At 63.9% G+C, this 12,557-nt stretch carries 10 protein-coding genes; 7 read left to right on the top strand and 3 right to left on the bottom strand.

Annotation, left to right across the window (positions count from 1 at the left end; translation table 11 throughout):
- Nucleotides 1–2 precede the first annotated feature (2 nt).
- Nucleotides 3–1,529 carry an acyl-CoA carboxylase subunit beta gene (locus tag WC704_RS11340; protein ID WP_372890028.1) on the bottom strand — a complete coding sequence of 509 codons (1,527 nt, stop codon included), beginning with the start codon at nt 1,527–1,529 and terminating at the stop codon, nt 3–5.
- A gap of 117 nt (nt 1,530–1,646) precedes the next feature.
- On the opposite strand from WC704_RS11340, the gene acs reads away from it, so the two are divergent.
- Both acs and WC704_RS11330 read left to right on the top strand, forming a co-directional pair.
- Complete coding sequence (acs, locus tag WC704_RS11335) at nt 1,647–3,587, top strand: acetate--CoA ligase (protein ID WP_372890027.1); 1,941 nt, start codon at nt 1,647–1,649, stop codon at nt 3,585–3,587.
- A gap of 77 nt (nt 3,588–3,664) precedes the next feature.
- Nucleotides 3,665–5,707, top strand: a complete 2,043-nt coding sequence (locus tag WC704_RS11330) for a M13 family metallopeptidase (RefSeq protein WP_372890026.1) — start codon at nt 3,665–3,667, stop codon at nt 5,705–5,707.
- 46 nt (nt 5,708–5,753) lie between these two features.
- Here WC704_RS11330 and gorA read toward each other — a convergent pair whose 3' ends face one another.
- Both gorA and pgi read right to left on the bottom strand, forming a co-directional pair.
- Nucleotides 5,754–7,106: a glutathione-disulfide reductase gene (gorA, locus tag WC704_RS11325; protein ID WP_372890025.1), complete on the bottom strand. Its 1,353-nt coding sequence runs from the start codon at nt 7,104–7,106 to the stop codon at nt 5,754–5,756.
- A 40-nt stretch (nt 7,107–7,146) separates the two neighbouring features.
- Nucleotides 7,147–8,637, bottom strand: a complete 1,491-nt coding sequence (gene pgi / locus WC704_RS11320) for a glucose-6-phosphate isomerase (protein ID WP_372890024.1) — start codon at nt 8,635–8,637, stop codon at nt 7,147–7,149.
- 116 nt (nt 8,638–8,753) lie between these two features.
- On the opposite strand from pgi, the gene lepB reads away from it, so the two are divergent.
- The 5 genes from lepB to WC704_RS11295 all read left to right on the top strand — a co-directional run bounded on the left by lepB (nt 8,754) and on the right by WC704_RS11295 (nt 12,553).
- Nucleotides 8,754–9,563, top strand: coding sequence for a signal peptidase I (lepB, locus tag WC704_RS11315; protein WP_372890023.1), 810 nt, complete (start codon nt 8,754–8,756; stop codon nt 9,561–9,563).
- Entirely contained in the window at nt 9,560–10,225 is a 666-nt protein-coding gene (gene rnc / locus WC704_RS11310; protein WP_372890022.1) for a ribonuclease III, read from the top strand. Before lepB ends, rnc begins: the two co-directional genes overlap by 4 nt.
- 117 nt (nt 10,226–10,342) lie before the next feature.
- Nucleotides 10,343–10,684, top strand: coding sequence for a GIY-YIG nuclease family protein (locus WC704_RS11305; protein WP_372890021.1), 342 nt, complete (start codon nt 10,343–10,345; stop codon nt 10,682–10,684).
- A complete protein-coding gene (era, locus tag WC704_RS11300; protein ID WP_372890020.1) occupies nt 10,677–11,582 on the top strand; it encodes a GTPase Era in 906 nt (301 codons plus the stop codon). Before WC704_RS11305 ends, era begins: the two co-directional genes overlap by 8 nt.
- Entirely contained in the window at nt 11,579–12,553 is a 975-nt protein-coding gene (locus tag WC704_RS11295; RefSeq protein WP_372890019.1) for a nitrilase-related carbon-nitrogen hydrolase, read from the top strand. Before era ends, WC704_RS11295 begins: the two co-directional genes overlap by 4 nt.
- The last annotated feature ends 4 nt before the right edge of the window (nt 12,554–12,557 follow it).

Genomic DNA, 12,557 nt, shown 5'->3' with positions numbered 1-12,557 from the left:
CCTCACAACGGGATGTTGTCGTGCTTCTTCCAGGGGTTTTCCAACTGCTTGCCGCGCAGCTTGCGCAAGCCAAGCGCGATGCGGCGGCGGGTGGAGTGCGGTTGGATTACTTCGTCGATGAAGCCCTTGCTCGCCGCCACGAACGGATTGGCGAAGCGCGCTTCATAGTGCGCGGTCTGCTCGGCGATCTCCTCGGGCGTGCGGCCACGGAAGATAATCTCGACCGCGCCCTTTGCACCCATCACCGCGATTTCGGCGGTCGGCCACGCATAATTAAGGTCGCCGCGCAGATGCTTGGACGCCATCACGTCATAGGCACCACCATAAGCCTTGCGCGTGATGACGGTGATCTTGGGCACGGTCGCCTCGGCATAAGCGAAGAGCAGCTTCGCGCCGTGCTTGATGATGCCGTTCAGTTCCTGCGCGGTGCCCGGCAGGAAGCCCGGCACGTCGACAAAGGTCACGATCGGAATTTCGAACGCATCGCAGAAGCGCACGAACCGCGCCGCCTTCTTCGACGAATTGATGTCGAGGCACCCGGCCAACACCATCGGCTGGTTGGCGACGAAGCCGACCGTGCGCCCCTCGATCCGCCCGAAGCCGGTGATGATGTTGCCAGCATGGGTCGGCTGAACCTCGAAGAAATCGCCCTCATCGACGGTCTTCCGGATCAATTCGTGCATGTCATAGGGCTGGTTGGCGGACGCCGGCACCAGCGTGTCGAGCGACTCCTCGATCCGGTCCCACGCGTCCGACGAGGGCCGCTCGGGTGCGCCTTCGCGGTTGGAGGCGGGCAGGAAATCGATGAAATCGCGCGCCGCCAGCAATGCCTCGATATCGTTTTCAAACGCGACATCGGCCACGCCGGATTTGGTGGTGTGCGTCACCGCGCCGCCCAATTCCTCCTGCGTGACGATTTCGTTGGTCACCGTTTTCACCACATCGGGCCCGGTGACGAACATGTAGGACGAATCCTTCACCATGAAGATGAAGTCGGTCATCGCCGGGGAATAGACCGCGCCGCCCGCGCACGGCCCCATGATGAGGCTGATCTGCGGCACGACGCCGCTCGCCAAAACATTGCGCTGAAACACCTCGGCATAGCCGCCGAGCGACGCGACGCCTTCCTGAATGCGCGCGCCGCCTGAATCGTTGAGGCCGATCACGGGTGCCCCGACCTTAAGCGCCATGTCCATGATCTTGCAGATTTTCTGCGCATGGCGTTCCGACAACGAACCGCCGAACACCGTGAAATCCTGGCTGAACACGAACACCAGCCGCCCGTTGATCGTACCCGATCCGGTAACGACGCCGTCGCCCGGAATCTTCTGCTCGGCCATGCCGAAATCGACGCAATTATGCTCGACATACATATCGAGCTCCTCGAACGAGCCCTCGTCGAGCAGCACATTGAGCCGTTCGCGCGCGGTCAGCTTGCCCTTGGCATGTTGCGCGGCAATCCGTTTTTCACCGCCACCCAGGCGGGCCGCTTCGCGTTTGCGCTCCAGTTCGGCGATGGTCGAGGACATGATGACTCCCTAAAACCCTGTGCGCGCCCTTTTCGCGGTTTGGTGACGGAACGCAACCCATGCACCCTTGCCAAGCGCCCGCAGGGAGCGGCAAATGCGCCTCCACAGGAGACCAAAATGTCCGAGCAGGAGCTTTACCCCGTCCCGCCCGAATGGGCCGCGCGCGCGCGCATCGATGCGGACGGTTATGACCTGCTTTATGGGCGCAGCCTGGCCGACCCTGGCAGCTTCTGGCTCGATCAGGCCCGGCGGCTCGACTGGATCAAGCGGCCCGAAATCGCCGGCGACTGGTCGTTCGACAAAGCCGATTTCCACATCCGCTGGTTCGCCGACGGCAAATTGAATGTCGCCGCCAACTGCATCGACCGTCACCTCGCCAAGCGCGGCGACACCGTCGCGCTGATCTGGGAGCCCGATGAACCCGGCGAGGAGCCGCGCCGCTTCACGTATGCCGATCTGCACCAGGAAGTGTGCGTCTTCGCCAATGTGCTGAAGGCGCAGGGCGTCAACAAGGGCGACCGCGTCACCATCTATTTGCCGATGATCCCCGAAGCCGCCTTTGCCGTGCTGGCCTGCGCGCGGATCGGGGCGATCCATTCGGTCGTGTTCGCCGGCTTCTCGCCCGAGGCACTGGCCGGACGGATCGAGGATTGCGGATCGAGCATCGTCATCACCGCCGATGAGGGCCGTCGCGGCGGCAAGCGCGTGCCGCTGAAGGCCAATGTCGATGCCGCCGCCGCCCATGCGCCCGGCCTCAAGACCGTCATCGTGGTCGCCGCAACGGGCGCCACCGTCCCGTTCGATGCGACGCGCGACCGCTGGTATCACGAAGCACGCGAGGGTGTTCCCGCGACGTGCCCGCCCGAGCCGATGGGCGCCGAGGACCCGCTGTTCATTCTCTACACCTCGGGCAGCACCGGCCAGCCCAAGGGCGTGATGCACACCAGTGGCGGCTATCTGTTGTGGGCGAGCCTCACCCACGAACTGTGCTTCGATTATCGCCCGGGCGATGTGTGGTGGTGCGCCGCCGACATTGGTTGGGTGACCGGGCACAGCTATATTCTGTACGGCCCGCTCGCCAATGGCGCGACGACGTTGATGTTCGAAGGCGTGCCCAATTGGCCCGACGCCAGCCGCATCTGGCAAGTGGTCGATCGCCACAAGGTCCACACCATCTTCACCGCCCCCACGGCACTGCGCGCGCTGATGAAGGATGGCGACGATTTCGTGGCGCGGACCGATCGCAGCTCGCTCAAGCTACTCGGCACCGTCGGCGAGCCGATCAACCCCGAGGCGTGGCGCTGGTATCATGATGTCGTCGGCGGCGGGCGCTGCCCGATCATCGACACCTGGTGGCAGACCGAAACCGGCGGCGCGATGATCGCGCCCATGCCCGGCGCGACCGCGCTCAAGCCCGGTTCGGCGACCAAGCCGATGCCCGGCGTCGACCCGCAACTCGTCAATGCCGATGGCGAGCTGCTGAGTGGCGCAACCGAAGGCAATCTCGTCATCGCGCGGAGCTGGCCCGGGCAGATGCGCGGCGTTTGGGGCGACCGCGAACGTTTCTTCCAGACCTATTTCACCACCTATCCCGGCAAATATACCACCGGCGACGGCGCGCGCCGCGATGCCGATGGCTATTGGTGGATCACCGGGCGCGTCGACGACGTTATCAACGTCTCGGGCCACCGCATGGGCACCGCCGAGGTCGAAAGCGCGCTGGTGCTGCACCCCGAGGTCGCGGAGGCCGCCGTCGTCGGGATGCCGCATGACATTAAGGGCCAGGGCATTTACGCCTATGTCACGCTCAATTCGGGACACGCTCCGTCCGATGCGTTGCGCAAGGAATTGATCGGCTGGGTGCGCAAGGAAATCGGCCCGATTGCAGCGCCCGACAAGCTGCAATTCGCACCGGGCCTGCCCAAGACGCGTTCGGGCAAGATCATGCGCCGCATCCTGCGCAAGATCGCCGAGGGCGACGTATCGAGCCTGGGCGACACCAGCACGCTCGCCGACCCTGCGGTGGTCGATGATCTGGTGGCGAACCGCGTGGCCTGACGCCTGCGCACGATTGTTGCGGAGCCTTTGTCGCACTGTTATGCTCGAGCATAACAGTATTTCGGGAGGGCTCGATCATGCGCACATCCACCTTCGTTCGGCTCGCGGCTGCGGCTGCGATCGTCGCACTGGCAGCACCCACGCTCGCCAAGGATGCAAAGAGCGGGCCGCGCTACGGTACGTTCGGCGTCGATCTCACGACGCAGGACAAGACGGTCAAGCCGGGTGACGATTTCTGGACCTTCGCCAATGGCGCGTGGAACAAGCGCGCGCAGATCGCCGCCGATCGCACTTCGGCTGGCTATTGGGTGGTCATCAGCGACGAAGCCGAGCAACACGTCCGCGACATCCTGACCGATCTTGCCGCCAACCCCGCCAGCTTTGGCGCGTCGGGCAAGCAGATCGGCGATCTTTACGCAAGCTGGATGGACGAGGCCGCAATTGACGCGCACGGCCTCACCACGCTGAAGCCCTATCTCACCAAGATCGCGGCCGTGCAGGACAAGGCCGCACTGCAGACGCTGTTCGCCAGTGTCGGCTATGCCTCGCCGGTCGAGCTCGGCCAGTTGCCCAATCCGTCCGACCCAACCCGCTATGTCGCTGCCGCCAGCCAGGGTGGGCTCGGCATGGGCGGACGCGATTATTACCTGCTCGAAGGCGCGAAATATGACGGTTTCCGCAAGGCCTATCGCGACTATGTGATCCAGATGCAGACGCTGGCGGGCATCCCCGATGCCGCCGCCAAGGCCGATGCGATCATCGCGCTCGAAACCGCGATGGCCAAGGAGCAATGGAGCCCCGAACGCCAGCGCAACCTGATAGAAATGTTCAAGCCGATGGACCGCGCGGGCATGAAAGCGCTCGCGCCACAATTCGACTGGGACTTGATGCTGAAGACCGCCGGGTTGGACAGCATCCCGACCGTCATCATGGCAACCAGCACGGCGCTCACCGCCAATGGCAAATTGCTCGATTCGGTGCCGCTCCAAACATGGAAGGACTGGGTCGCGTTCCGCTTCGTCAGCGATCACGCGCAATTCCTGCCCAAGGCGTTCGACGATGCAAGCTTCGCTTTTTACGGCAAGACACTGCGCGACCAGCCGACCCAGCGCGACCGCTGGAAGCGCGGCGTTGCCCTCGTCAACGGTGCGCTCGGCGAGGCAGTCGGCCAGATCTATGTCGCGCGCTATTTCCCGCCCGAGAGTGAAGCCAAGATGGGCGAACTGATCGGCGATTTGCGCGGCGCGCTGGGCGGACGACTGAAGGCAAATAGCTGGATGGACGCCAAGACCAAGGCCGCGGCGCTTGCCAAGCTCGACAAGTTCGACCCGCGCATCGGCCACCCGGTCAAATATATCGACTATGCCAGCCTCACGATCGATCGCGGCGATTTGCTCGGCAACGCTATGCGCAGCAGCGAATTTCAGCATCAGCTCGATCTCGACCGGCTGACCAAGACCGTCGACCGCACCCTGTGGGACATGACCCCGCAAACGGTGAATGCGTATTACAATCCACTGTCCAACCAGATCACCTTCCCCGCCGCGATCCTGCAACCGCCCTTCTTCGATCCCAACGCCGATGCCGCGGTCAATTACGGCGCGATTGGTGCCGTGATCGGGCATGAGATCGGCCACGGCTTTGACGATCAGGGCAGCCTGTTCGATGGCACCGGCAAGATCAGCAACTGGTGGACGCCCGAGTCCAAAAAGGCGTTCACCGCGCGCACCACCGTGCTCGGCAAGCAATATGACGGCTATGAACCGATCCCCGGCACGCACATCAAGGGTGCGCTTACGATGGGCGAGAATATCGGCGATCTCGGCGGTGTCGAAATGGCCTATGCCGCCTATCAGCGCTATCAGGCCAAGCACGGCAAGGCACCGGTGATCGGCGGGCTGACCGGCGACCAGCGCTTCTTCCTCGCCTGGGCGCAGGTCTGGCAGGAAAAGGAACGCGAAGGCGCGCTGCGCCAGCAATTGCTGACCAATGCACACAGCCCGGCCTTCTTCCGCGTCAACGGCGTGGTGCGCAATGTCGATGCCTGGTACAAAGCCTTTAACGTGAAACTCGGCGACAAGCTGTATCTGGCACCCGCCGACCGGGTGCACATCTGGTAGGCTGAATGATGGATCACCCCTTCCGCCGCGCGGGAGGGGCGATCGCTTACCGCAGCAGCACCAGTTCCTCCGCCATCGACGGATGCAGCGCGACGGTCTGGTCGAACGCGTCCTTGGTCAGCCCGGCTTTCACCGCGACCGCCGCCGCCTGCAAAATCTCGGGTGCATCGGGGCCGATCATGTGCAGCCCCAGCACCACGCCCGACTCCGCGTGGCACACCATCTTGTACAGCGCACGCTCGTTGCGGCCGGCCAGCACGTTCTTCATCGGGCGGAAGTCCGAGGTATAGACCTTAACCGAGCCGAACTTGTTCTTCGCCTGCGCCTCGGTCAGGCCGACGCCCGCCATCGGCGGATGGCTGAACACCGCGCTCGGGATGTTTTCATAATCCACGCGGTGCGGCTTGTTGCCAAACAGCGTATCTGCAAAGGCTTGCCCCTCGCGGATCGCGACCGGGGTCAGTTGCACGCGATTGGTCACGTCGCCGACGGCATAGATGCTGTCGCAGCTCGACTTGTTGTCGGCATCGACCACGATGGCACCGCTGTCGTCCAGCGCAACGCCCGCCGCCGCTAGGCCAAGCCCTGCGGTATTGGGGGTGCGTCCGGTTGCGAACAGCACGCAATCGACCTCGATCGGCTCATGGTTGGTCATCGACACGAGCAGGCTGCCATCGGCCTGCTTCTCGATGCCGCGAAACGTCGCATGGAAACGGAAATCGAGGCCCTTCATCATCGAAATCTGCAGCAACCGATCGCGGATCGATTCATCATAGCCGCGCAGGATCACGTCGCTGCGGTTGATGAGCGTTACCTTCGCACCGAATTCGTTGAAGATACCGGCAAATTCGTTGGCGATATAGCCTGCGCCCGCGATCAGGATGCGCTTGGGCACGGCATCGAGATGGAACACTTCGTTCGAGGTGATGCCAAGTTCGTGGCCAGGGCATTCCGGCACCACCGGCGTCGCGCCGACCGCGACCAGGATATATTTCGCGGTCACCTCACGCCCGCCGCCCAGCCGCACGCTGTGCGGCCCGGTCACTTCCGCGCGATCGAGGATGATGTCGACGCCGTTATTGTTGAGCGTGGCGGTATAAGCGCCGTTGATACGGCTGACCTCTTCCATCACATTATCGCGCAGCCGCGCCCAGTCGAAGCCAAGATTGTCGGGCACATCCCAGCCAAAGCGCTTGGCGTCTTTCAGATCCTCGGCGAAGTGCGCGCCATAAACGAGCAGCTTCTTGGGCACGCAACCGCGGATGACGCAGGTGCCGCCGACGCGATATTCCTCGGCCACCGCCACCTTCGCGCCATGTGCCGCGGCCACGCGCGACGCGCGCGTGCCGCCCGAACCGGCACCGATGACGAAGAGGTCGTAATCATAGGCAGTCGTCATAACAGTCTTTCTTGGTCATCGCGTAAGTAAAACAGGGCGCTCACCCAAATGCGCGCCTGATAAGATCGGTCGTCGAAACATCGAAATCCTGCCCACCCGCGTCCGCCGCCTTGGCCATTTCCTTGCCAAGCTCGACCCCGAACTGGTCGAACGGGTTGATGCCGAGCAGTACCCCGCTCACGAACACACGCTGTTCGTAAAACGCGATCAGTGCGCCAAGCGTACGCGCGTCGAGCTCCTCAAGCAGGATCGTCGAGGACGGTCGATCGCCCGAATAGCTGCGCGCGAGGTCGTCATTGGGCCGCCCCTTCATCAGCGCAGCACCTTGCGCGAAGGCGTTGAGCAGCAACTGGCGGTGATGTTCCTCGGCCAGCGTATCGCCCGGCTCGATCACCGCGACGAATTCGACCGGCACCAGATGCGTGCCCTGATGCAGCAACTGGAACACGGCATGTTGCGCGTCGGTGCCGACCCCGCCCCAAGTGATCGCCGCGCTCGGACGATCGAGCGGTTCACCGTCGATCGTCACACCCTTGCCGTTCGATTCCATTTCGAGCTGCTGGAGATAGGATGGCAGCAACCGCAGCCGCTCGTCATAAGCGAAGGTCGCGCGCGTCTCGGCGTGACGCACTTGCGTGTAATACAGGTCGGCAAACGCCGCCAAAGCAGGCGCATTCTGGCTGAGGGAAGTCTGGCGGAAATGGCGATCCATTTCGCCCGCCCCTTCGAGCAATTCTTCAAAGCAATCCCACCCGAGCGCGAGCGCCACCGGAAAGCCGATCGACGACCATAAGGAATAGCGCCCGCCAACCGACTCGGCGAAGGGCAACACGCGCGTTTCATCGACGCCCCATTCCACCGCTTTGTCGGGGTCCGCGGTCAGCGCAACGACGCGGCCATAGACATCGTCCACGCCGCCTTCGCCCATCCATTGCAGCACCGATTCGGCGTTGGTCAGCGTTTCCTTGGTGGTGAAGGTTTTGGACGCGATTACCAGCAGCGTGGCGGTCGGATCGAACTTTTTGAACACCTCTTCCAGCGCCGCGCCATCGATGTTGGAAACGATCGCGACGTCATAGCGGCTGTCCTCGCGCCCCAACGCGTCGATCAGCAAATCGGGCCCAAGCGCCGACCCACCAATGCCGACATGCAGCACATGGCGCACCGCGCCCAATGCTTCGCCTTCGATCGCGTCGATCAGCGCGCGCATCCGCGCGTGAAGCACGCGTGCCTGCGCGACATCGTCCGTGCTGCCTTCGCCCCGCTCGGCGACATGGGTGACCGCGCGGCCTTCGGTGGTGTTGATGATCTCGCCCGCAAACAGCGCCTCACGCTTGCCCGCGAGATCCTGCGCCTTGGCCAGCGCCTCGAACGCCGCGACGGCTTCGCGCGTCAAATGCGTCTTGGACCAATCGAAATGCAGGCCTGCCACATCCAGGCTGAACGTCGCCAGCCGGTTGGGGTCTTCCGCAAACAGGGTTTCCAGGCGCGGCGCGGGCAAGGCTTCGATCGCGGTCCAGTCGGCAGGCATTAGGGCACCTCTTTGCTCAATGGGGGCGGGGGGAGGATCCGCCTTAGATTGCCCTAGCGCCGCGCGGTTGCAACCGCCAGCTTGACGCGACACCGGAGCCGCACCAAACCGCGCGCATGGCTGATCCCATTTCCCCCGCCCGCACATCCGAAACGCGCGAGACGCTCGTCTTCCTGCTGAAGCTTGCGGTGATCGTATTCGTGTTCCGCAGCTTCGTGTTCGCCCCGTTCAGCATCCCGTCGCAATCGATGCTGCCGCGCTTGTACATCGGCGACTATCTGTTCGTGTCGAAATGGAATTACGGCTATTCGCGCTGGTCGCTGCCGTGGGGGCTGCCGCTGATCCCGGGCCGTATCCTTGGGCGCGATCCGGCACGCGGCGATGTCGTGGTGTTTCGTGGTCCCCCCGGAGAGGATCACGATGTCATCAAGCGCGTAATCGGCCTGCCCGGCGACACGATCCAGATGCGCCACGGCCAGGTGATTCTCAACGGCACGCCGGTGCCCAAGGTCCGCATCGCCGATTTCACCATCCCGCTCACCCCCAATTATCCCGGCGGCAGCGAATGCCCGAGCGAGTTCGAGGACAGCGTGAACGGCACCCCGATCTGTCGTTACCAGCAATTCCGCGAGACGCTGCCAAACGGCAAAAGCTACACTGTGCTCGACCGGGGCGAGCAGCCCAATGCCGATGAGACCGGCGTCTATGCCGTGCCCGCTGGCCATATCTTCGTAATGGGCGACAATCGCGACGACAGCGGCGACAGCCGCTTCGATCCGCCCGAAGGCATGGGCATGGTGCCGATGGAGCGCGTCGAGGGCAAAGCGGTCGTGTCGTTCTTCTCGACCGATGGCTCGGCCAATTGGTTCTTGCCGTGGACGTGGTTTTCGGCGGCACGCTGGAACCGGATCGGGGCGGGTTTTTGACGAGCGCGCTGCACGACTGGCTGACCGTGACGCTCGGCCATGCGCCCCTTGACCTTGCACCGTTCGAACGCGCGCTGACGCATGGCAGCCAGGCGGCGGCCAATTACGAGCGGCTCGAATTTCTGGGGGACCGCGTGCTCGGTCTGGTGATGGCGGAATGGTTGTTCGAACTGTTCCCGGGCGAGCCCGAAGGCGCGCTGTCCAAGCGGCTGAATGCGCTGGTGACGGGTGCGGTTTGCGCCGATGTCGCGCGCGGCCTTGGCGTCGCCGCGCAACTGCGCCTCGGCAAGCAAGCGCGCGACGATGGAGCCTCCGACAGCGACAATGTGCTGGGCGACGTGATGGAGGCGCTGATCGGCGCGCTGTATCTCGAAGCCGGGCTGGACGGGGCGCGGCGCGCGATCCGCAAGGTCTGGGCCGACCGCCCCAGCCGCCAGATCGCCGCCCCGCAACACCCCAAATCCGCGCTGCAGGAATGGGCCGCCGCGCACAACCGCAAGACGCCCGCTTATGACGTGGTCGAACGCTCGGGCCCGCACCACGCCCCGCGCTTCCGCGTAAAGGCCACACTCGGCACCTTCGCCGAAGCGGAGGCTGAGGGCAGCTCGAAGCAGGAAGCGGAAACGGCGGCGGCGGCGGCGTTGCTCGCAAAATTGCGCTAAGCGCGCGCCAAGCCCTTCGACAAGCTCAGGGCGAACGGGTATAAGGTGAGCACATCTCCAATACCGTTCGCCCTGAGCCTGTCGAAGGGCACCGTTCAACACGGGCAAGGCTGACAAATGGCGTTCTGGGCCTATCTCCTGCGCTGTTCCGACGGTAGCTTCTACTCCGGCCATACTGACGCGCTCGAGCACCGCATCGGCCAGCATCAGTCCGGCCAGATTCCCGGCTACACGCAAACCCGCCGCCCGGTGACCCTGCTATGGAGCCAGGACTTCCCCTCTCGCCTCGAAGCGCTGGAGGCAGAGTGCCAGATCAAGGGGTGGAGCCGCGCCAAGAAACAGGCACTGATCGCTGGCGATTGGGAACGGCTTTGCTTACTGGCACGGAATCGCCAAGATGCGAGCAGCCCTTCGACAAGCTCAGGGCGAACGGAAGAAAGTACGTTTACCAATGACTGACCCCACCCCCCAACATTGCGGCCTTGTCGCCATTCTCGGCGCGCCCAATGCGGGCAAATCCACCTTGGTCAATGCGCTGGTCGGGCAGAAGGTCGCGATCGTCAGCCCCAAGGCGCAGACCACGCGCGTGCGGCTGATGGGTGTCGCCATCGAGGGCGAGACGCAACTCTTGTTGGTCGACACGCCCGGCATCTTTGAGCCCAAGCGGCGGCTCGACCGGGCGATGGTGCAGGCGGCCTGGGGCGGCACCGAGGGTGCCGATGTGCTGGCGCTGGTGGTCGATGCCAAGGGCGGGCTCGGCGCGAAGGTCACCGACATTGCCGAGGCGATCAAGGACCGCCGCGAACCCAAATATCTCATCCTCAACAAGGTCGATCTGGCCGACAAGGGCAAGCTACTGCTGCACGCCGAGAAATTGACCAATATGGTCGATTTCGCCGAAACCTTCTTCGTCAGCGCGGCGACCGGCGATGGCCTGAGCGAACTGAAGGCGCATCTCGCCAAGGCGATGCCAGAGGGACCGTGGCACTTCCCCGAGGATCAAGTATCCGACGCAAGCGAACGCAGCCTTGCTTCCGAGGTGACGCGCGAACAGCTCTATCTCCAGCTCCACGCCGAGTTGCCCTATGCCTCGGCGATCGAGACCGAACAGTATAAGGAGCGCGAGGACGGCTCGGTCGAAATTCATCAACAGATCCTGGTCGAGCGCCCGACGCAACGCGCGATCGTGCTGGGCAAAGGCGGCGCACGCATCAAGGAAATCGGCGCGCGCGCGCGGGCCGAGCTGAGCGAAATCATGGGCCGTCCGGTCCACCTCTATCTGCACGTAAAGGTACGCCCCGGCTGGGACGATGAACGCGACGTCTATCGCGAAATGGGATTGGACTGGGTAGAATGAGCAAGATCGTGAAGGCCGCGCTGGTACAGGCTGCACCCATTCCGCTGGCGATCAGCGACGGTATCACCGCGCTGCTCGATCATGTCGCCGACGCCGCCGATATCGGTGCGCAGTTGGTTGCGTTCGGCGAGAGTTTTCTCGGTGGCTATCCCATCTGGCTGGATGAGGCCCCGAATGCGGCGCTGTGGGATCATCGCGGGACGCAGGCCCTGCACGCGATCCTGCTCGATCAGGCGCTGCGCCCCAACGATCCGCGCCTTGCGCCGCTGCAGCAACTCGTCGACGAGGCCAATATCCTCGTTTCCGTCGGCGCACACGAACGGGTGCGCTCCAGCCTGACCAACACCCAATATCTCTTCCGCCCCGGCTTGCCGCCGCTGCTCCACCGCAAGCTGGTGCCAACGCATGGCGAACGCATGATCTGGGGCCGGGGCGACGGCTCGACGCTCAATGTACACGAGGCGCCGTGGGGCAAGGTCGGATCGTTGATTTGCTGGGAGCATTGGATGCCACTCACGCGGGCGGCGATGCACCATGCAGGCGAAGCGGTGCATATCGCCGCGTGGCCGACCGTGCGGCCGATGTACCGCGTCGCCTCGCAACATTATGCGTTTGAGGGGCGCTGCTTCGTGCTTGCGGCTGGCCTTGTCCAGCACCGGCGCGACTTGCTCGACGGGCTCGACCGGGTCGGCGGCAATGCCGATGCGCGCGACCTGATCCTGGGCATCGCGGATACCGAACTGCAATCGGGCGGGAGCTGCATCATCGCCCCTGACGGGACGATTTTGGCCGAAACCGGCGCCGATCCTGACCTGTTGATCGCCGATCTCGATCTCGATGCCATCGGGCGCGGGCTGACCGCCCTCGACACCGATGGCCATTATGCACGGCCCGACGTGTTTGAATTGCGGGTCGATCGTCGTCCCCGGCTAGGCGTGACCGATGCCGAGGACGGGTTCGCGCCGGGTTGATCGT

Source organism: Sphingomonas sp. (genome assembly GCF_041661885.1).
Taxonomy (GTDB): Bacteria; Pseudomonadota; Alphaproteobacteria; order Sphingomonadales; family Sphingomonadaceae; genus Sphingomonas.
This window is presented reverse-complemented; position numbering and strand designations above follow the sequence as displayed.

Excerpts from the sequence above, each read along its gene's own strand:
- pgi (WP_372890024.1), bottom strand. The coding sequence starts at position 8,637 with ATGCCTGCCGACTGGACCGCGATCGAAGCCTTGCCCGCGCCGCGCCTG.
- WC704_RS11330 (WP_372890026.1), top strand. The coding sequence starts at position 3,665 with ATGCGCACATCCACCTTCGTTCGGCTCGCGGCTGCGGCTGCGATCGTC.
- era (WP_372890020.1), top strand. The coding sequence starts at position 10,677 with ATGACTGACCCCACCCCCCAACATTGCGGCCTTGTCGCCATTCTCGGC.
- acs (WP_372890027.1), top strand. The coding sequence starts at position 1,647 with ATGTCCGAGCAGGAGCTTTACCCCGTCCCGCCCGAATGGGCCGCGCGC.
- WC704_RS11305 (WP_372890021.1), top strand. The coding sequence starts at position 10,343 with ATGGCGTTCTGGGCCTATCTCCTGCGCTGTTCCGACGGTAGCTTCTAC.
- WC704_RS11340 (WP_372890028.1), bottom strand. The coding sequence starts at position 1,529 with ATGTCCTCGACCATCGCCGAACTGGAGCGCAAACGCGAAGCGGCCCGC.
- gorA (WP_372890025.1), bottom strand. The coding sequence starts at position 7,106 with ATGACGACTGCCTATGATTACGACCTCTTCGTCATCGGTGCCGGTTCG.
- lepB (WP_372890023.1), top strand. The coding sequence starts at position 8,754 with ATGGCTGATCCCATTTCCCCCGCCCGCACATCCGAAACGCGCGAGACG.
- WC704_RS11295 (WP_372890019.1), top strand. The coding sequence starts at position 11,579 with ATGAGCAAGATCGTGAAGGCCGCGCTGGTACAGGCTGCACCCATTCCG.